The organism is Ramlibacter sp. (assembly GCF_050250995.1).
GTDB lineage: Bacteria > Pseudomonadota > Gammaproteobacteria > Burkholderiales > Burkholderiaceae_C > Ramlibacter.
Genome location: NZ_JBFWNP010000060.1, coordinates 1 through 16,138 on the forward strand (window position 1 = coordinate 1; position 16,138 = coordinate 16,138).

The 16,138-nt window shown below is 66.7% G+C and carries 29 protein-coding genes, 1 tRNA gene and 1 pseudogene; 4 read left to right on the top strand and 27 right to left on the bottom strand.

All coding sequences use genetic code 11. The annotated features are described in order from the left end of the window. Positions 1–32: 32 nt before the first annotated feature. Both AB7E83_RS24595 and AB7E83_RS24600 read left to right on the top strand, forming a co-directional pair. A tRNA-Ser gene (locus tag AB7E83_RS24595) sits at positions 33–126 on the top strand. Positions 127–285: 159 nt separating this feature from the next. Then, a complete protein-coding gene (locus AB7E83_RS24600) occupies positions 286–1,527 on the top strand; it encodes a tyrosine-type recombinase/integrase (RefSeq protein WP_428573497.1) in 1,242 nt (413 codons plus the stop codon). On the opposite strand, the pseudogene AB7E83_RS24605 reads toward AB7E83_RS24600, so the two are convergent. The 27 genes and pseudogenes from AB7E83_RS24605 to AB7E83_RS24735 form a co-directional block, all read right to left on the bottom strand. Then, positions 1,508–1,609, bottom strand: a pseudogene (locus tag AB7E83_RS24605) (helix-turn-helix transcriptional regulator); the annotation flags it as partial. The gene AB7E83_RS24600 and the pseudogene AB7E83_RS24605 overlap by 20 nt on opposite strands. Then, the gene (locus tag AB7E83_RS24610) at positions 1,606–2,304 is read right to left on the bottom strand and encodes a DNA cytosine methyltransferase (protein ID WP_428573499.1); all 699 of its coding nucleotides are present in this window, start codon (positions 2,302–2,304) and stop codon (positions 1,606–1,608) included. The gene AB7E83_RS24610 and the pseudogene AB7E83_RS24605, both read right to left, overlap by 4 nt. Beyond that, positions 2,292–3,161: a hypothetical protein gene (locus AB7E83_RS24615; RefSeq protein WP_428573501.1), complete on the bottom strand. Its 870-nt coding sequence runs from the start codon at positions 3,159–3,161 to the stop codon at positions 2,292–2,294. Before AB7E83_RS24615 ends, AB7E83_RS24610 begins: the two co-directional genes overlap by 13 nt. Further along, positions 3,158–3,385, bottom strand: a complete 228-nt coding sequence (locus AB7E83_RS24620) for a hypothetical protein (RefSeq protein WP_428573503.1) — start codon at positions 3,383–3,385, stop codon at positions 3,158–3,160. The genes AB7E83_RS24615 and AB7E83_RS24620 overlap by 4 nt, the downstream gene beginning before the upstream one ends. Beyond that, positions 3,382–3,567, bottom strand: coding sequence for a hypothetical protein (locus AB7E83_RS24625; RefSeq protein WP_428573505.1), 186 nt, complete (start codon positions 3,565–3,567; stop codon positions 3,382–3,384). Before AB7E83_RS24625 ends, AB7E83_RS24620 begins: the two co-directional genes overlap by 4 nt. Next, complete coding sequence (locus AB7E83_RS24630; protein WP_428573507.1) at positions 3,557–4,519, bottom strand: DUF3850 domain-containing protein; 963 nt, start codon at positions 4,517–4,519, stop codon at positions 3,557–3,559. Before AB7E83_RS24630 ends, AB7E83_RS24625 begins: the two co-directional genes overlap by 11 nt. A gap of 202 nt (positions 4,520–4,721) precedes the next feature. After that, positions 4,722–4,967, bottom strand: coding sequence for a hypothetical protein (locus AB7E83_RS24635; RefSeq protein WP_428573509.1), 246 nt, complete (start codon positions 4,965–4,967; stop codon positions 4,722–4,724). Beyond that, positions 4,960–5,433 (bottom strand): hypothetical protein, encoded by a 474-nt coding sequence (locus AB7E83_RS24640; protein ID WP_428573511.1) that lies wholly within the window; start codon positions 5,431–5,433, stop codon positions 4,960–4,962. Before AB7E83_RS24640 ends, AB7E83_RS24635 begins: the two co-directional genes overlap by 8 nt. Continuing rightward, positions 5,430–6,194 (bottom strand): hypothetical protein, encoded by a 765-nt coding sequence (locus tag AB7E83_RS24645; RefSeq protein WP_428573513.1) that lies wholly within the window; start codon positions 6,192–6,194, stop codon positions 5,430–5,432. Before AB7E83_RS24645 ends, AB7E83_RS24640 begins: the two co-directional genes overlap by 4 nt. Next, on the bottom strand, positions 6,191–6,535 hold the full coding sequence (locus tag AB7E83_RS24650; protein WP_428573515.1) for a hypothetical protein: 345 nt from the start codon (positions 6,533–6,535) through the stop codon (positions 6,191–6,193). Before AB7E83_RS24650 ends, AB7E83_RS24645 begins: the two co-directional genes overlap by 4 nt. Beyond that, a complete protein-coding gene (locus tag AB7E83_RS24655) occupies positions 6,532–6,897 on the bottom strand; it encodes a hypothetical protein (RefSeq protein WP_428573517.1) in 366 nt (121 codons plus the stop codon). Before AB7E83_RS24655 ends, AB7E83_RS24650 begins: the two co-directional genes overlap by 4 nt. Further along, positions 6,894–7,517, bottom strand: coding sequence for a hypothetical protein (locus AB7E83_RS24660; protein ID WP_428573519.1), 624 nt, complete (start codon positions 7,515–7,517; stop codon positions 6,894–6,896). Before AB7E83_RS24660 ends, AB7E83_RS24655 begins: the two co-directional genes overlap by 4 nt. Continuing rightward, positions 7,514–7,786, bottom strand: coding sequence for a hypothetical protein (locus tag AB7E83_RS24665; protein WP_428573521.1), 273 nt, complete (start codon positions 7,784–7,786; stop codon positions 7,514–7,516). The genes AB7E83_RS24660 and AB7E83_RS24665 overlap by 4 nt, the downstream gene beginning before the upstream one ends. Further along, the gene (locus tag AB7E83_RS24670) at positions 7,783–8,070 is read right to left on the bottom strand and encodes a hypothetical protein (RefSeq protein ID WP_428573523.1); all 288 of its coding nucleotides are present in this window, start codon (positions 8,068–8,070) and stop codon (positions 7,783–7,785) included. Before AB7E83_RS24670 ends, AB7E83_RS24665 begins: the two co-directional genes overlap by 4 nt. 5 nt (positions 8,071–8,075) lie before the next feature. Then, positions 8,076–8,711, bottom strand: a complete 636-nt coding sequence (locus tag AB7E83_RS24675; protein WP_428573525.1) for a hypothetical protein — start codon at positions 8,709–8,711, stop codon at positions 8,076–8,078. 61 nt (positions 8,712–8,772) lie between these two features. Next, positions 8,773–9,183 carry a hypothetical protein gene (locus AB7E83_RS24680; RefSeq protein ID WP_428573527.1) on the bottom strand — a complete coding sequence of 137 codons (411 nt, stop codon included), beginning with the start codon at positions 9,181–9,183 and terminating at the stop codon, positions 8,773–8,775. 2 nt (positions 9,184–9,185) lie between these two features. Then, a complete protein-coding gene (locus AB7E83_RS24685; protein WP_428573529.1) occupies positions 9,186–9,461 on the bottom strand; it encodes a KTSC domain-containing protein in 276 nt (91 codons plus the stop codon). Between the two features lie 26 nt (positions 9,462–9,487). Then, entirely contained in the window at positions 9,488–9,931 is a 444-nt protein-coding gene (locus AB7E83_RS24690; RefSeq protein WP_428573531.1) for a hypothetical protein, read from the bottom strand. Positions 9,932–9,933: 2 nt separating this feature from the next. Beyond that, on the bottom strand, positions 9,934–11,754 hold the full coding sequence (locus AB7E83_RS24695) for a YqaJ viral recombinase family protein (RefSeq protein ID WP_428573533.1): 1,821 nt from the start codon (positions 11,752–11,754) through the stop codon (positions 9,934–9,936). 3 nt (positions 11,755–11,757) lie between these two features. After that, positions 11,758–12,801: a phage recombination protein Bet gene (gene bet, locus AB7E83_RS24700; RefSeq protein WP_428573535.1), complete on the bottom strand. Its 1,044-nt coding sequence runs from the start codon at positions 12,799–12,801 to the stop codon at positions 11,758–11,760. A 22-nt stretch (positions 12,802–12,823) separates the two neighbouring features. After that, positions 12,824–13,096, bottom strand: a complete 273-nt coding sequence (locus tag AB7E83_RS24705) for a hypothetical protein (protein ID WP_428573537.1) — start codon at positions 13,094–13,096, stop codon at positions 12,824–12,826. Positions 13,097–13,098: 2 nt separating this feature from the next. Continuing rightward, positions 13,099–13,323: a hypothetical protein gene (locus AB7E83_RS24710; RefSeq protein WP_428573539.1), complete on the bottom strand. Its 225-nt coding sequence runs from the start codon at positions 13,321–13,323 to the stop codon at positions 13,099–13,101. Then, the gene (locus tag AB7E83_RS24715) at positions 13,320–13,757 is read right to left on the bottom strand and encodes a hypothetical protein (RefSeq protein WP_428573541.1); all 438 of its coding nucleotides are present in this window, start codon (positions 13,755–13,757) and stop codon (positions 13,320–13,322) included. The genes AB7E83_RS24710 and AB7E83_RS24715 overlap by 4 nt, the downstream gene beginning before the upstream one ends. Beyond that, complete coding sequence (locus tag AB7E83_RS24720; protein WP_428573543.1) at positions 13,757–14,071, bottom strand: hypothetical protein; 315 nt, start codon at positions 14,069–14,071, stop codon at positions 13,757–13,759. The genes AB7E83_RS24715 and AB7E83_RS24720 overlap by 1 nt, the downstream gene beginning before the upstream one ends. Beyond that, positions 14,068–14,427, bottom strand: coding sequence for a hypothetical protein (locus AB7E83_RS24725; RefSeq protein WP_428573545.1), 360 nt, complete (start codon positions 14,425–14,427; stop codon positions 14,068–14,070). The genes AB7E83_RS24720 and AB7E83_RS24725 overlap by 4 nt, the downstream gene beginning before the upstream one ends. A 91-nt stretch (positions 14,428–14,518) precedes the next feature. Next, positions 14,519–14,764, bottom strand: a complete 246-nt coding sequence (locus AB7E83_RS24730) for a hypothetical protein (protein WP_428573547.1) — start codon at positions 14,762–14,764, stop codon at positions 14,519–14,521. Further along, complete coding sequence (locus AB7E83_RS24735; RefSeq protein WP_428573549.1) at positions 14,761–15,471, bottom strand: S24 family peptidase; 711 nt, start codon at positions 15,469–15,471, stop codon at positions 14,761–14,763. The genes AB7E83_RS24730 and AB7E83_RS24735 overlap by 4 nt, the downstream gene beginning before the upstream one ends. A gap of 82 nt (positions 15,472–15,553) precedes the next feature. Between AB7E83_RS24735 and AB7E83_RS24740 the strand changes: the two genes are divergently transcribed. Beyond that, positions 15,554–15,823 carry a transcriptional regulator gene (locus AB7E83_RS24740; RefSeq protein WP_428573551.1) on the top strand — a complete coding sequence of 90 codons (270 nt, stop codon included), beginning with the start codon at positions 15,554–15,556 and terminating at the stop codon, positions 15,821–15,823. Next, positions 15,820–16,113 (top strand): hypothetical protein, encoded by a 294-nt coding sequence (locus AB7E83_RS24745; RefSeq protein WP_428573553.1) that lies wholly within the window; start codon positions 15,820–15,822, stop codon positions 16,111–16,113. Before AB7E83_RS24740 ends, AB7E83_RS24745 begins: the two co-directional genes overlap by 4 nt. Positions 16,114–16,138: the final 25 nt, after the last annotated feature.

Sequence of the window (16,138 nt, forward strand, 5' to 3'; positions counted from 1 at the left end):
AAGGGCCAGGTTCGGGCATAATTGCGCCCTACGGAGCGGTGACCGAGTGGCCGAAGGTGCTCCCCTGCTAAGGGAGTATGCGGGCAAAAACCTGCATCCAGGGTTCGAATCCCTGTCGCTCCGCCAAGACCTGATTCTTACGTTTCAGCGTCTGCCCAATTAGCGGGCAAAGTGGCAATCTCTTACTCGTAGAATCGACCCTCGACAGTCCCGCATGTGCTCGGGGCGTATGGCCGGAGCCAGCTGCGAAACGTGGTATCCGGCGGGGTAGAGGGACCCGATACCATGCCGTTGACAGTTCGCCAGGTCGAAGCCGCAAAGCCGAGCGAGAGGCCGTACAAGCTCACCGACGGGCAGGGGCTTTACCTGTTCGTGGCGCCGACCGGCTCGAAGAGTTGGCGTGCGAACTACGTCGCAGGCGGAAAGCAGAAGACGCGCACCTATGGCTTGTTCCCGGCGATCGGGCTCGGCGAAGCGCGCAAGCTCCACGCTGCAGCGAGGGATGTAGAGCCTGGGGTCGACGCGCGAAAACCGACCTTCGAGGCCTTGGCGCGGGAGTGGCTGTCAACCAAGCTGCCCAGCCTGTCCAATCCGAAGCACAAGATCCAGGTCGAGAACACGCTCCAGGTGTACGCATACCCATGGATCGGCGATGCCCCGGTCGATACCATCAAGCGGGCGCGGCTGGTTGAAGTCGTGAAGGCCGTGCAGGCGGGCCTCGACGTCGATGGCAAGCCGCTGGGCAAGGGCGACAAGATCGAGACCGCGCACCGTGTCGCCGGGCGCATCACGGCGGTGTTCGACTATGCGCAGGACGTCGGCGTGCTGGAGGGACACCCCGCCTCGCACCTGTCGCGGGTGCTCATCCCGAGGCGCACGAAAAAGCCGATGCCGAGCATCCCGAAGGGAGAGGCCGGCGAGCTCCTGCGCGCAATCGCGGGTTACCCGGAGCCCGTCACCCGGATGGGCCTGCTGCTGATGGCGCACACGTTCGTGCGCGTCAACGAGATCCTGGGCTTCAAGAACGACGAATTGCGCGAAGGCGGTGCCGTGTGGGTCGTTCCGGCCGAGCGGGTAAAGGGTGAGGGCGCGAACAAGCTGCCGCACGTGGTGCCACTATCGGCGCCGGCACGGGCGCTGGTGAGGCAACTGCAGGCCATGAGCGGTTGCGATCTGGTGCTCGAGTCGCCAGCGGTGCCAGGGCGCCCGCTGTCCGAGAACACCCTGCTGTTCGCGCTCTATCGGCTCGGCTACCGCGGCCGGATGACGGTGCATGGATTTCGCGCGCTGGCGTCGACCGTGCTCAATGAGGAATCGCCGTTCAAGGAGGACGTCATCGAGCGCCAGCTGGCGCATAAGGAAACGGATGCCGTCAGGGCCGCGTACAACCGAGCAGAGTTTCTTCCTCAGCGTCGTGAGTTGATGTCGTGGTGGTCGGCGTGGCTTGAACGTGCTGCTGCAGGTCAGCCACACGCCAGCGAGGAAGCGAGCCGATCAACACCGCCGGGGGAAGCTTCCCCTGCTTGACGTAGGCGAAGAACGTCGAGCGGCCGATCGAAAGCATGCGCGCGGCCTCGGCGGCGGTCACGAGGATCTTGTCGCTGTTCATCGCAGTTCGCCCGATCCATTGGAGCCACCATCAGTATCTGCCGGGCGCACCGTGTGGGCGCTACTGCCTGTCACGCCATAGGCGTCGTTCGGCGCGGGTAGATCGAAGTCCTCCGACGCCGCGCGACGGCGCGGCAGAGCGCCCCACTGTTCAGCCATCGCCGCCGCGATGCCCTCATAGGTGCGACTGCGCTCCTTCCAACGATCCGGCGACGGTGCCATGCGATGTACGCGCGCCTCGCGCCCGTCGACGATGTTCGTCGGCTTCAGCAGCGGTAAGCCCTTGAGCCATAGACACGTCGCCTTCGTCTCGCCGTGCCCGAACTGCCACGGCTGGATTGTCTGATCCGGCTTGCGAATCTGGGAACTGATGATGCTGACCGGGTTTTCGAGCGCGATGCGCGGCACTGGCGCATCCATCAGAGCGCGCACGAACGCGAGCGCCTCTTGCTGCACGCCGCTTGCGCGCTTCGCCTCGAAATGCCGCGCGCCCGACACGGCAAGGTGCGTGCACGGCGGATGCGCGATGAGCAAGTCCCAGCCGCCCCAGCCGAGCAATTGCAACACGTCGCCCTGAACGTGCCAGCCGCGCGGATTCTCCGTTGGCAACAGGTCGCACGAGACGGCCGTATGCCCACGCGCAGCGAACGCATCGCGCACGCGGCCCGAGTATTCGCAGGCGATCAGGACTCGCACGGCGGAACCCCCCGCACGCCAGCATTACCTGCGCCGAACTCACGCACGAGAGCGAGCACTGCGCGGCCAGTCTGATTGACGAAACGCTGGCCGCCCGCATAGACGCCCCAGCAATAGAGCTGATGGCGCTCGGCGGCAGCAAGGATTTCATCGTCCGTGGGCGACGACACGCCATCGGCGTCGTCGGGGAACAGTTCTGACAGCAGTCCGCAGTCGGCGAGGTCTGCGTCTGTCAGCGGTGCAGGCGACGAATCCATGCCGCCAGCGTCGTTCGCGGCCTGCTTGGCCTGATGCATCCGCATGGCATCCCAAATCGCGTCCCGCATGCTGTCGAGGTGTCGGTAAACGCACTCCTCGGGCAGCAGCACGGCGGCGACGTCCTGGCCTTTGTCGGCAAGGAAGTCGAGCAGTTCGGCATCGCTGGGGCGCTTCATCGCGGCACCCGCCCGCCCAGCACGCCAGGGGCGTCGGGCCGTTGTTCCATCGAGCGGTAGCACTTCCCCTTTTCGCGGCACCAGTAGGCGTAGCCGCAGCTTCGGCAAAGTCCGTCGCCCCCCCCATTTGCTCTGCGTCGCGGGCGTCGGTGACACGCCAGAAACGTGTGCCCAATGCACGATCACGCCGAGATGGCGGCGCTCTTCGTCGTTGAGCCACGGATGCTTGGTGCTGACCCGCAGCAGGTCGTTCAGGTCAGGGCCTTCGCCGTCTTCCAGCAGTTCAGCGATGCGCTGCAACGCTGGCTTCGGCGCGTGGTCGCGGATCGTCGCCTTTGCGCGAAGGGCGGCGAGGTGCTCGGCCATTGCCTGCTGCTCATCGGCCGTCACATTGAGCGAAGTGCAAAGCTCGTTGAAGGTCATGCAACCCCCAGCACGGCGCGCAATTCTGCCGCCTTGGCCTGTCGCCCCGCCTCGAAGCACTCTCGCGCAAATTCTTCGATGTGTGCTGCCGTGGGTGTGACGCCGTGCGACATGATCGAATGCGTCTCCGCGTTCAGGATGCGAACGTAACCGCGCTCGCTCGGGTGGTCTTCGACCTTGATCTGTGCGGCCGTGCGCGGGCCGTTGCGCTCGATGATGGTCACGGCTTCACCTCCCCGTCCTGCGTGCCAAAAGCGTCGGCCAGCGCGTCCCGCAGTTCGTCGCGCGCCTGTTGCGCTTCGTCTCGGGCATCACCCCATGCAAGCCCCTGACGCCGCAGCGCTGCCTCGTGGATGCGGGCGCAGATGAGCCTGTCTACTGCGACCGCAATCTTGTCAGCGTCCATCGCTGCCTCCTTCGTTGCGTGGCATGCCAAGGGCGACTTCCGCGCCCTGTAGAGCCGGGATAATCTTCGGCGGAAAAGTGCCGTATTCGCGCAGCGCCGCGACGAGCATGGTTAGGGCCTCACGCACATCAGGCGTCTGTGGCACGCCATCGGAGTGCCACAGCACCTTGCCCCACGGGTCGATGCTGCCGCGCTTCTCCACACCGTCCACGCTGCGCGCGAACTCGATGCGCTGCATGCGGTAGCCCTCGGCCTGTAAGCTTTCCCACTTGCCCTGCGCCACACGGACGGCGAACAGCGGCATAGGTGCGGGCGACGGCTGCACGCCATCGGTGCCTTTGACCGCTTCCACGAAAGCAATCAGCTTGTCCGGGTGCGCTGGTAGTGGTCCGTACAGACCATCCCCGAGAGATACGAGTAGGCCGCACTTTGCTGCGATCTTCAGGGTGTCGGAGGTGTCCTGTTCGCTGGGTTCGCTTCCAGGTGGAGGGGGAAGCTCTCGCCAGTGCGTCCAGTCGTTCGGGATGTACGGATATGACGCTTCACCATCCCAAGATGCAAGGTGGTAGAAGTCGGAGTACCTCCGGCCGACCGGCGCACTCCATCGGAAAATCCCAAGCATGATGCGCGTCCCATCCTTCGGCGCAGTTTCGATGGGCTTCCATCCGCTCGGGGTGGGGGAGGTCGCCTGAATGCTCAGGATGACCCAGCCGTGTTCGAGGCCGTAGCCGTCCTGGATGTGCGTGATGACGGCGCGGAATTCTTCGCCAGTGAATTCGAGTGGCGCACCCGTGTTCCGCATCGCCCAGCCGGTGTTCCGCGTGCGACGTAGTAGCAGGTTGTCGCCTACCTTGAAGTCGCGATCATCGAAGCGAATCTCGTGCGTCTTGTCGCCCCGTGCCACAGCATCGAAGGCGGCGGGATCGGTCTTGAGGTCGTGCGTCACGGTCATGGTGTTGGTGTCTCCGTAGGAGTGGAGGGGGTGCGCTCGTGGAAGCTGCGGGGGAACCAGTCGCACGATGTTTCGGCACCCTTGCGGCCGACGAACGCGGCACAGCGCGCGAAGCTGCGGCAGTCGCCACAGGTCTTCCCAGCCGGCAGCTTCATGCATGTCCTGTCGTTGCACGCCTTGTCGGCGCAACATCCGTGTTTGCTCACGTATTCCCCCCATCAGAGAGGCGGCGAGAGTCCTGATCCAGAGCGGCGGTACGCTCGTAAAGCCGCACCTCACGGAGGCCCATGCGGTGAAGGAGGGGATCGCCCGGCTCCGTCTTCTCGCCAGAGCACAGGCGATGCAGGTAGCCGCAGTCCGTCATCAGGACGCGAGCCGTCGCGCGCAGCGTTCCGTGCTGGGCGATCAGTTCATCGATTCGCTCGCGAAGGGTTACGTGGTCAGCCATGCTTCACCTCCCCGCCCGGCACGCCACGGCCCTTCTCGCCCGCCACGGCTTCAGCGATGGATTCCGGCGTGATCGCACTCACGCCCGGCGCGTCGAAGAGGACGACGCGCTTCCACGCATAGCCGTTCTCGACGGGCCAGGGCGGCTCGGTGCCGTGGTAGAGGCTGTCCCAGTCCGCGCCGTGTTCCGGATGCACGGGCACCAGGTGCTCGACGCCGGCGCCGTGATCGACGGCGATTCCTGGGGAAAGCCGCTGGGTACTGGGGGTGATCGTCACCTGCACGCGCGGCTCAGCTTCGAGGTCGAGCACAGCGGCCAGACCGTGCAGGTCGATCGAGCCGTCGGCGCCGAAGGCATGGTCGTAGCCGGCGGCGCGCAGCTTGGCGGCGATTTCGTCGTAGGCGGGCTGGCTGAGGCCGAGCTCGACGTAGGTGCGCGTCTGGCGCAGTTGGGAGGGCGTCGTCACGCGGCGATCCTTTCGGTGGTGGCGGCCAACTGGCCGGAGGTGAGGGGCGCGCTGTTGCCGCGGTGATCGCGGCAGGCGTTGAGGCTCCATTCGTAGGGCCAGTGGTGGTCCAGCACGTGCGCCGGCCGGTTGCACTGCGCGCACGGGATCACGAAGCGCCGCTGTCGCTTCGCGTCGGCAATCAGCGTCACGGCGGCGCTCTCGAAGTCGGCGGTCGCGAAGCACTCGTCGTCCAGGAGGATCTGCATGCCGGACGCGACCCGCGGCGCGCCGAAGTAGTCACCGCGAGCGAGGGCGGCGACGGCGCCGGCCAAGAGCTGCAGCGCGTGCTCATCGCAGGGCTCATCGAACGAGCCCACGAACGCGCTCACGACCGGCGCCCGATCTTCGGTCCAGTGCGGCGCGAAGTCCCAGAGTCGGACGACCTCGCCGACGCGCAGCATCTGCTCGGCGAAGTCGCCCTTGTGCAGCGCATAGAGGACGGAATGCTCGAGCGACAGCGGCACCAGGTACATGAAGCCGGTGTTGTCCACGTGGCGGCCGACGTTCTGGCCCCAGCCGTACAGTTCCGGCCTCTTCGTGTTCTCAGTGCCGACCACGCGGTCTGATTCTTCCTCGCGCGTCGCGGCGAGCATGGCGTTGGCCAGCGCTTCACGGTGGAAGCGGTGAGCGACGACCGTGGGCGGCACTTCGATGCGGCCGACCGGGACGAGCATCGGTGCCGGCGCCGGGCGCGTGGTGGGGGCGATCTTGGCCTTCATGCTGCTGCCTTCGCAGTGCCGTCGGGGTTGAACCTGGTGCTCTCCGGGAATGGCCAGAGCACGGGGCCGGCGGCCGCAGTGACGGCGGCCTTCGGCTTCCAATTCGCGGGCGGCGGAAGATCCGCTTCGGGCACGCCGTAGGCTTTCAGCGCGGCCCGCTCGGTCTTGTGAATCTTGCCCGGAGCCCAGCGGCCGCCGAGCTCTTCGCCGCACTTCACGCAGCCCATGACCTCGACGACGCCCCAATACGCGGGCCGGCCGTGTGTGGATTCGACCCTGATCCTGGCGAAGTGGCGCACCTTCGTGCGGCGGCGGTGCGTGCAGGGCTTCGGCTTCGTCACAGCTTGCCTCGCGTGTCGAGCGGCTGCTCCTTGTCCCGAAGGCGGCGCAGCCGCGCCTTTGTCCGATCCTCTTCCGCCTTGAGCACGCCGATGCGGTCGTTCAGTTCCGCGACCATGGCGGTGCAGGCGCGGTGGTTGTCCCACGCGCGCTGCAGCGTCTTCGCGTTGTCCCGCAGGAAGTTGAAGGGGTCGAGCACCTGCCGGCAGTCGCCGCAGATCACGACTCGCTGGTACGGGTCGAGGGTGATGCGCGCGTGCTCACACCAGCCGTGCGGCTTCGGGTTCGACGACTCGATGCGCAGCGGGTTCTCGGGAAGCTCTGGCTTCTCGGCGCCAGGGAACGTGACGATGCGGTCGGTCACGGCGCGATCCTCCGGAACGCAACGACCCACACCCACGGGTTCGCGTCCCAGCTGTCGGGGCCGTTGATCGAACTCCACAGCGCCATGTACCAGACGCGCGGGCTGTTCGCCACGCTCGCCGACATGCCCTCGGCCCGCGCATCTTCTTCGCTGATGTCGCGCAGCCGCTCGACGCGCACCTCGGTGATTTCGAGCAGGATGCGGCTCGCCCAGCGGGGCATGTGGATGCTGGGGCGGTGGGACCAGCCAGGCCCCTTGCCCCAGTGGGCGCATTGCTCGTGCCCGGGATTGTCGAAGCGCACCCGTTGGCCTATCGGCTTGAAGCGCCAGCGGCACTTACCCGTGCGTGTCTTGCCGTCCTCGTGCCATTGGCCGTAGATCCAGCATGCCTCGCGCACCCACAGCCGGTCGCCGGGCACGCCGTAGGGGCAGCGAATCTCGCGCCAGGCGTTCTCGCTGTCGCGGAGCTGGCCGACGATCCACCCGGGATCCGTGCCTTTGCGTTGGATGATGTCGCCGGCCGACGGCTGTGGCTTTACCGCCCGCCGTGTCTGCGTTTTCGTGCCGGCGAGCAGCGCGCAGCTCATGGGCGCGCTCATGAGGATGCCGCGTTCCTTCATAGCCCGGTCCCATCCCGCTTCGCCGTCACCTTCACGCCCCAGCGCACGCACGCGAGCGTGTGCCGGCCGGGGAACTGCGTCTTGAACTTGTCCGCGAGCTCGTCGACGGTCGCGGGCTTCTTCGCGAGCTGATGCACGCGGATCAGCAGGTGCAGCGGGTCGACCTCCGTTGGTGGCGTCGTGCGCACGCTGAACGTGTACTTCAGCGGGTGGCCGGTCTCCGAGTCCGGGCAGAAGAACTCGCAGGCGTAGGTGTTGTCGGTGCTCACGACCGTTCCCTTTCCGCCCGGACGTCCGCCACCATGCGGTAGGAGCCCATCGCCAGCGGCTGCTGCGGCTCCAGGTGGATCGTGGCGACGAGGCCGTGGCGCAGCGCATACTGGATCGCCTCGGCGAGTTTCATGCTGAGGGCCGCGGCGGGGTTGCTGAGGTCGAGGCCCTGCTGCCCGTGCTGGTCGGCGAGCTCCTGCAGCTCGATCTTCTCCCGCTGGCAGGTGACGGGGCAGCCGATGGCCAGCGGGCACGCGCGGCAGTGGGGGCGGTCGGCAGCCATGACGTTCAGTGCGCAGCCGCGCCGTTGCGACCCTTGCCCTTGCCCACGGATGCCGCAAGCGCCTTCACGGGCGTGTTCTCGTCGTCGGCGTCGTCTTCCTCGAGCGTCTGCTGCTGCGTAAGGACGTCCGGCAGCGTGAGCTCGATGGGCATTTCGTGGTTGAGCAGCAGGCACGCGGCGCCCGCGGCTTCCTCGTCGATGTCGGTGGCGGTGTAGACGGTGAAGTGGACGTCGACCGTCCCGCCTTCGTGAAGCACGACCTTCTGGATGGAGCGCGTGCAGTCCACGTACTTGAGGTCCGCGGCGCCCGTCGCGCCCTGGTACACGATCAGCTTGCAGCCGGTCTGCTCGTCGTCCCACTTCAGGACGCCGCCCATTTTCTTCGCCGCGTCCGAGAGCTGCGGCATGTCGGAAACGACGGGGATGCCATCGAGCGCGCCCTGCGTCGCGGCCGCCGAGTTCTTGAGGTAGAGGAACGGCAGCAGCGTCGCGTCGAGCATGTTGAGCACTTCGCGATTCGAGCCGCTGTACTTGAAGCCGAGCACGATGGCGGGCTTCAGATCCTGCTGGCCGAGCTTCATCGACTGCGGGCTGACGTCGGTGAGCTTGGCGTTGGATTTGCCGATGAGGGAAAAGGGCACGGTGGTTCTCTCCGGGGGTGGTTGGGGTGGAAGAGGGCGCGCGCGGCGCCCGTGGGTGGGATCAGCGGTCCTTGATTTCGACGTGGAACGAGTACTGGTTCTTCGTGGCGTCGATTGCGCCCTTCACCACGCCCTCGGCGAGTTGCTTGATGAGCGGCGAGTTCTTGCGCGAGAGCTGGTCGCTGATCTGCTGTCGAAGCACGTCCTCGTATTTCACGAGCTCTTCGCTGATGACGCGCTTGACCGCCGCGCGCAGCGACTCGTCCACGGCCCACGTGATGAACTCGCGGTCGCTGCCGTACCCGCGGCCGGGCTTGCCGTCGCTGTCGACTTTCTGCGTCAGCACCTGATGCACCGCCTGAGCGAGAAGCTTCTGCTGCCCGCCGAGCGCTTGCGTGATCGCAATTTGCACATGCTGGTTGATCGCGGCTTCGACCAGATCCTTCGGTAGTTGGAGGGTTGCGCCTTCCATGGTCATTCCGCCTTCGCGGTCTCGTCTGCGGGCTGCTCGTCGGGCTGGCGCTCGTACTTGAATCCGCCGCCACGCACGCGCTTCTCGAAGAAGGAGCCCTTGCTTTCGGCGGCCTGGAACTCGGCGTAGAACTCGGGGCTGACGCCCGAGTAGTGGTAGGTCGAACCGTTCGGGTTCGTGCGGTTCGGCGGGAACTTGACCGCGAGCGTCTTCGTCTCGGCGTCGTAGCCGATGCCGGCGAGGCGGTTGGATTCGACGGGCGTGATGGCGATGTTCAAGGGGATGCTCCTGGTGGGTGGGGAAATCAGAAAGGAATTTCGTCGTCGAGGTCGACCACGAACAGGGCGGTGATGGCGTCGCGCTGGTTGGGCGGCAAGCTGTTGACGGCGCCGCTGTGGTGGACGTCGCGCAATATCTCGAGCAGCTTGTCGTGCGCGCGCAGCTTCGACTGCTCTTCGTGTGACAGGCGCGGGGGAAGCGGGGCGGCGAGAGCGCGCAGGAGCGCATCGGCGCAATCGACCGCGTTGCGCGCCATCTGGTCATCGACATCGAGGCCGCTGTCGATGGACGCTGCGACGAGCGCGTCGGCGGCTTCGCCGGGCACGCCGCACGTCGTGAGTTCGCTGTGCATGAGGATCGCGGCGATGAGCGCGCGCTGGCTCATGCCGGTGCTGGTGAGTTCCAGCCCTTGGCCGCCGCGCTCTAGGGTCGGAAACGCGGGGCCACCGTCGAATGAGGTGTCGCTCATGGTCAGGCCGCCTGCAGGTGCTTCTGCTGCGCCATGCGCAGGTGCGCGACGATGCTGTCGACCATCGCGGGGAACTGCGAGGCGTGGTACAGCTTCGCGGATTTGTCGGTCGCGGCCGGCGCGAAGCCGAGCGCGGCCAGGCCGGCGGCGTCGATCGTCAGCGGCGCGATGCGCGCGTTCAATTCGCCGAGGCGCATCGTCGGCTTCTCGTTCGCGGCCGGCGCGCGCGAGAGCATCGGGACGACGGCGGGCGGGGTCGCGCCGCCTGCGGCCCTTACTGCCGCGGCGCCGGCCTCGGCGTCGCGGTGCACACGCTCCATCGCCTCGCGCTGGCGGCGCTCAAGCGCTTCGGCATCCTCGCGCTGGCGGCGCTCCGCAGCTTCGCGCTCGCGCTGCTCGCGCGCCAGCTTCTCCTGCTCTTCGGCCCGGATCCGCGCGCGCTCGCGCTCGGCCGCTTCCTCGGCCCGCCGCTTCACCGCGGCGTCGTGCTCGGCCACCCGCGCGCGCACCAGTGATTCCAGGTCTTCCGGCGCCTTGAGCACGATGGCGGCGCGATCCGGGAACAGCGCGGCGTGCTCCGGCGCAACAGCCGCCAGCGTCTTGAGGTTCGCGTCGATCTTGTCGGCGACTTCGTTCGCCGCGATCTTCGCGCCGGCCACGCGCGTCGCTATTGCGTCCTGCATGCCGGCCAGCGAGCGCATGCCCTTGATGACCTGGCCGAAGTCCACGGCCGTGACCGTGGCCGGCATCAGCGCGGCGCCGAGCCGCTTGTTGAGCCCGTCGACGTGCGCGCGGATCGCGGCGACGCCATCGGCCACGAGTTCGCCGCGGCGGCGCTCCTTCTCCGTGGCCAGCAGCTTCTCGGCGAGCAGGCGGTTGTCCCGCACCAGCTTCTTCAGCGTGTCCTTGCGGCGCTTCGCGGCGTCGACGCTCGACACCTGGGCCAGCATCTGCGCCTCGGCCCGGTCGAGCGCATCCTCCGCGCCCTTCATCGCCTTGATCTGCGCGTCGAGGTCGGCGAAGTCCTGGTCGGTCTGCGGCTCGCGGATCAGCCGGTCCTGAAGGAAGGCGCGCATCGCCTTCTCGAACACGTCGAAGTTGTCGGTCAGCGTGAGCGCACCGGACACCTGCACCATGACAGCGGGCAGGGCTTCCACTGGCTCGGCGGCGAGCTTCTCGGCGCGCACGGGCTGGACATAGTTCGCGAGGTCTTCGGCAAATTGCTTCCACCCGGCCTGAATGCGCGCCCACAGCGCATCGTCGGGGTAGTACCAGCAGGAGAGCGTGTCGCCGAGCGTGCCGTCTTCGCGCAACTCGCCGGCGAGAAAGAGGCACCGCGTCGCGCCGGCAATGCGGAGCTGCTGCTCCATCTGGAGGCGGTAGTCGATCGGCAGGCACTGGCCGGCGCTGCGCTCGCGGTGTTCGGGCGCGATGGTCTCCATGTCCGCGAAGGCCGCGCGCAGCCGCGCGTTCAGGAGCTTGCTTTCGGCAATCTCGTCGCCGACGAAGGTGCAGCCGTCGAAGCTGGCGCTGTAGCGCTCGTCGAAGTCGGCGACGGCAACGAACGGGTGCAGGGGCTCGCCGATCAGTTCGCAGGCATGCGCGATGAGCAGCTTCTCGACCGCGTGGCCCTTGTCGAAGCGGCGCTGCGTGGCGTCGTCGACCTCGGGCGCGATTCCGGTGGCCATCCGCTGCAGGAGCTCTGCACGCGTGCAGTGCGGCGACTCTCCGACCATGGCGGGCGCGTCGCTCGCGTTCCACTTCGTCGCGCGGTGCGCGTGCCAGGCCGTCGAGCCCTGCGTCAATCCGGTGATGATCTTCATGGCTCAGCCCTCCACCGTCAGCGCCTGCTCGCGCTCGTCGTACTTGGCCTGCAGTTCGCGTTTCTGCTCGGGGTCGGTAATGCCGCCGATGAGGTCGCCCGCGAGGTTGAGGGCGTCCATGTCCTGCGCCTTCACGAGCGCGTCCGCGACGCTGGCGAACGTCGGGCCGTCCGCCGCCTTCTTGAGCGACAGGATCGTGGCCTTCTGCTTCTCGGTGAATGCGAAGTCGGGATTGGCGGCTTCGGCGCGCGTCAGCACTTCGCCGACGGGCAGCCGCGCTGCGGCCTTGCGCCATACCGGCAGGCCTTTCTCGAAGTCGGCGGCGGGGAACTCGGGGCGCGAATCGGCGGCGGACTGCTGCTCGGCCGGCGCGGCGGCTTCCGGCTGCGCCTCCGATGAGCCCATGTGCTTGATGACCGGGACGTCGATGGTGCGGCCGTCATCGACAGTGAGGGATTTCCCCTCCATTTCCTCGGCCGTCGGGGCGGCTCCGATTTCGGGGAAGGCCTTGCGCAAGGCTTGTGCCTCTGCACACTTCCCGATCTGGCCCATGATCCGCTTGCGCCACATCGTGTTCGGGGCGGACGTGTCCTTGCCGGCCGTCGCGTAGTTCTCGATCCAGTATTCCTTGGCTGGGAATTCCGCGACCATGCCGCTGGGCAGCAGGCGCCGCACCGTCACGCGCGCCCACTCGGGATAGGTGATGTCGACCCCACTGAGGTTCGCGGACACCATCGGGCCGAACTCCGGCTCACTGATGCCCACGAGCTGGCCAGTGCGCGCCGCCTTGGAGCGGTAGTTATTGATGCCCGGCATGATGACGTCGCGCCACTCGTACTTGCCGGTCTGTGCGTCCTTCACGTTCATCGGAACGATGTGGACAGGCTTGTCCATCGGGTCGAGGTTCGCGTGCGCGCAGTAGCTCAGGACGAGCTTGATGCTGCCGACTTTCGCTCCAGGGTAGAGCGACGACTGCAGCGTCTCGATGAACTCGCGTTCATCTTGAGCGGCGAGCGCGGTCTGCTCGGTTTTTGCGAGTGCGTTCATGTTCGCTTTCGGTAGGTGGGATTCAGGGAAGCAGACCCAGCACGCGGCCGACGAGGTAGGCCAGCGCGCAGGAGGCGAGGAAGAGGGCGATGAGGGACTTGCGGCCCAGGCGCACAGCGCGCTGCGGCACATGGGGCCCGTCGATGACGTGCGGGGCGAATCGGATCGGCCGGAACGCGGCGCGCTCCACCGCGGCCGCGGCCTCGAGAGCAGCAACGCGGTGCAGGCGCAGCGGACAGAGGTCGCCCTGTTGGCAGTTCCCCTTCGCGGGGCCGGCGCAGGCTTCGGTGCACATGGTCATACCTCCCAAGACGCGGCTTCCGCGCGCAGGTTGTCGTTCATCCGGTCGTAGCTGGCCTTCGACATCGACTCGCCGAGGTAGAAGCCGCCGAGCGAATCGCAGGTGCTGCAGGCGAGCCCGAGCGGGATGCAGTCGTGGCAGTCGGGGCATTCCTGCCAGCCGGCCTCGCCGTCATCGACGGGCCCGTGGCCTTCGCATTGGGGGCAGTGGCAAACGCTCACGAGCGGACCTCGGCGTCGACGACATCTGCTGTCAAAGGCTTGAGAGCGTTGAGCAGCATCATCGCGAGGCGCACGCGCGCGTCATCTTGTTCGGCCCACGCGAGCAGTTCGTCGCCGTCGCCGCCGCGCCGACCGTGCTCCCTAACGAATAGCGTGAGCGATTCAACGGTCATCGGCCCGAGCTCGCGGCTCACCGGCGTAATCCAGTTGCGGCGACCGTGCTCCCGTCGCGCCGAATGCTCTTCCGGTGTCGCCATCCAGAAGCGTGGCGCTTTGATCGACGAGTGCGTGAGCGTTACGACTTGGCCGAGCATTTCCTCCCAGCAGAGACGGTCGCTGTACTTCTCACCTTCGTGGACGTCGAAGTGGTTGCCGTCGCGGACGACGATGGTGATGATTCGCGGCTTCGCGCGGGTGCCGAAGTACGCGCCCATCACCAGCCCCTTCCTTCCGAGAGGCCTTCGTGCCGGCCCTCGCTGTACGCTTCGCCGGCCGCGCGCTGGCCCTCGCGCTGTTCGTCGCGGAGGTCTTCGTTCGCGCGCTTGAGCGCGGCCTGCAGGCGAGCGACTTCGCGAACCAGCGTCGCCAGCGTCGGCGGCGTCAACTGCACGAGTTCGCCGTCCGCGACCTGCTGCAGCGCGAGGTTCGCTTCGTCGAGGGCACCGGGCACGGCCTCGCGGTGCGCCTTGGCCGCCTGCTGTGCGCGCCAGATTTCGAGGTTCCTGGCGATCTGGTCAGCGGCGCTCACGACCGCTTCTCCCGCGCACGGAGCATCGCGTCGGCATACGCATACGCGACCTCGGCGGTGACGTCGAGCCCATTGCGGCCGGAGGTCTTGGTCGCGAACTTCAATGCGTCCAGAACTTCACCACCAGCCACAAGGGAAGGAAGAACCGCGAGCGCAGCGGCATCGCGATAGGACATCCCGCGAACCGCCGCGCCGCGCGCCTCGATGCAAATCGCGTACCCGGTCCGGTGCTGCTCGTCGTGATGGTCTTCCCCCTCGAGCGGTCCGTCGCACAGTGCCGCGATGCGGCGCTGCTCGTCCGTCAGTTCGGGGGTCCGCTTCAGCGCGATCGCCTCACGCCGCTTGTTCCTGTGCATCGTGCCTCCAGTCGTGATGACTGAAGGCAGATTAGCGTTTCGCTAGAAGCCTGTCAAGCGAAACGCTAGGACGATCGAAATCTCTTGATCCTCAGAATCGATACGGCTCGTGCGGCGACTCGAAAACCCGGTCCGGGCCGCTGTCGCCGCCGCAGTTCGGAAGCGTCAGCAGCGCGGCCGTCGCGACCAACGCCAGCACGACATTCAGACCGCGTCGAAGGAGCTTGATGCGCCCGGACAATGGATTTGCTCGGGCTCGGTTCAGCACCACGTGCAGGGCCAGGCCAGCGACGAGCAGCACCAGGAAGAGCACGAACGAGTCGGCGTCCGAAGTCATAGAACCTCGCTGCGCCAGACCGTGAGCACCTTCCCGAAGACCTCGAAGTAGCCGTCTTGGGCCTGCATCGCGGGCGTGATGTCGAAGGGGTCGTAGTCCGGGTTCTTCGACTTCGCTCTGATCGCCATACCGTCGGAAGTAGGGATGCGCTGGAGCGTCTTGATGAATCCGTGCTCGCCGACTCTGAAGAAATAGACCGCGTCGTGATCCACGCTTTCGAAGCCGACGTCGAGCAGCAACGGGTCGCCGGGATTGAACATCGGGCGCATCGAGGGGCCGAAGCCGGTGACGATTCGAAGATTGTGTACGCCGCTGTGGTGGCGAACATTCAGACGAAGCCACTCGTGGTCTACGCGCCATGCCTTGATGAAGCCAGGGGGTCGATCCTCGAGCACTAGACCTCGACCCATCGCTCCGCCGGCCGCGTATTGCGCAATCGTCAGAACGTCTTCCTCCGGCGACTTCTTCGTCGTGCGTTCAGCGCGTTGTTCGGCAGCAGCTGCATCAAGCCAGTCGGGAAAAGCAGATGTGAGTTTCGCCCGCAGACGCGGGCCCAATCCTCGGGGATTTCCCGACGGCAACTTTGTACCGCTGAGAACCTGCCAAAGATTGTCGGGGCTCACGTGCGCCTTCTCGGCCACATGGACGTAGCCGCCCTCGCGTTCGACAAGCGCCTCCAGGGCTTTGATGTAGGGATCCCGATTCATTGATTGCGGGTTTACCAGCAGCGACGCTACCCGGCCTAGCGAATCGCTTGACGCATAACCTAGCGTTACGCTAGGATGTGGCATGACCAAGCTTTTGCCACCCGAGGAACGCCGCAAGCTCGCCGACAAGGTCGGGGTGAACGAGGCCACGCTGTATCAGGCCATGACGGGCAAGGGCAGCGGGTTCAAGCCCGCCGAGTGCGTTCGGATCGAACGGGACAGCGAGTTTCGACTGCGACGGTGGGACCTCCGGCCGAAAGATTGGTGGCAGAACTGGCCCGAGCTCATCGGGGCAGAGGGTGCGCCGGAGGTTCCGACGCTGCCGAAACCTGCAGCGGAGTCGACGAAGTGACCGCCTCCGCGCACCTCGACCTCGACGACGAGGTGCTCGCACTGCTTCGTGATCGCCGCCGGCAGTGGAAGCGCATCGCCGAGCAGTCCCGCCTCGTCAGCTACTCGTGGATCTCGAAGTTCACGAACGGCCGCATCGACAACGCTGGGGTGAAGACCCTGCGCGAGTTGCGCGACTGGCTCGTCGCGCACCCCGAAATTGCAAGCCCCGCGCCCACCGTCCCGGCCCCAACCGGCGACGGAGCTTCCCAACCCTCCTGCATCGGCGCGGGTTCGGCGCCGCCGGGGTAACTCCTGGCGGCGCATTTTCTCTTCG

Excerpts from the sequence above, each read along its gene's own strand:
- AB7E83_RS24600 (WP_428573497.1), top strand. The coding sequence starts at position 286 with ATGCCGTTGACAGTTCGCCAGGTCGAAGCCGCAAAGCCGAGCGAGAGG.
- AB7E83_RS24615 (WP_428573501.1), bottom strand. The coding sequence starts at position 3,161 with ATGACCTTCAACGAGCTTTGCACTTCGCTCAATGTGACGGCCGATGAG.
- AB7E83_RS24625 (WP_428573505.1), bottom strand. The coding sequence starts at position 3,567 with ATGGACGCTGACAAGATTGCGGTCGCAGTAGACAGGCTCATCTGCGCC.
- AB7E83_RS24630 (WP_428573507.1), bottom strand. The coding sequence starts at position 4,519 with ATGACCGTGACGCACGACCTCAAGACCGATCCCGCCGCCTTCGATGCT.
- AB7E83_RS24635 (WP_428573509.1), bottom strand. The coding sequence starts at position 4,967 with ATGGCTGACCACGTAACCCTTCGCGAGCGAATCGATGAACTGATCGCC.
- AB7E83_RS24645 (WP_428573513.1), bottom strand. The coding sequence starts at position 6,194 with ATGAAGGCCAAGATCGCCCCCACCACGCGCCCGGCGCCGGCACCGATG.
- AB7E83_RS24660 (WP_428573519.1), bottom strand. The coding sequence starts at position 7,517 with ATGAAGGAACGCGGCATCCTCATGAGCGCGCCCATGAGCTGCGCGCTG.
- AB7E83_RS24670 (WP_428573523.1), bottom strand. The coding sequence starts at position 8,070 with ATGGCTGCCGACCGCCCCCACTGCCGCGCGTGCCCGCTGGCCATCGGC.
- AB7E83_RS24680 (WP_428573527.1), bottom strand. The coding sequence starts at position 9,183 with ATGGAAGGCGCAACCCTCCAACTACCGAAGGATCTGGTCGAAGCCGCG.
- AB7E83_RS24690 (WP_428573531.1), bottom strand. The coding sequence starts at position 9,931 with ATGAGCGACACCTCATTCGACGGTGGCCCCGCGTTTCCGACCCTAGAG.
- AB7E83_RS24695 (WP_428573533.1), bottom strand. The coding sequence starts at position 11,754 with ATGAAGATCATCACCGGATTGACGCAGGGCTCGACGGCCTGGCACGCG.
- bet (WP_428573535.1), bottom strand. The coding sequence starts at position 12,801 with ATGAACGCACTCGCAAAAACCGAGCAGACCGCGCTCGCCGCTCAAGAT.
- AB7E83_RS24705 (WP_428573537.1), bottom strand. The coding sequence starts at position 13,096 with ATGTGCACCGAAGCCTGCGCCGGCCCCGCGAAGGGGAACTGCCAACAG.
- AB7E83_RS24715 (WP_428573541.1), bottom strand. The coding sequence starts at position 13,757 with ATGGGCGCGTACTTCGGCACCCGCGCGAAGCCGCGAATCATCACCATC.
- AB7E83_RS24725 (WP_428573545.1), bottom strand. The coding sequence starts at position 14,427 with ATGCACAGGAACAAGCGGCGTGAGGCGATCGCGCTGAAGCGGACCCCC.
- AB7E83_RS24730 (WP_428573547.1), bottom strand. The coding sequence starts at position 14,764 with ATGACTTCGGACGCCGACTCGTTCGTGCTCTTCCTGGTGCTGCTCGTC.
- AB7E83_RS24735 (WP_428573549.1), bottom strand. The coding sequence starts at position 15,471 with ATGAATCGGGATCCCTACATCAAAGCCCTGGAGGCGCTTGTCGAACGC.
- AB7E83_RS24740 (WP_428573551.1), top strand. The coding sequence starts at position 15,554 with ATGACCAAGCTTTTGCCACCCGAGGAACGCCGCAAGCTCGCCGACAAG.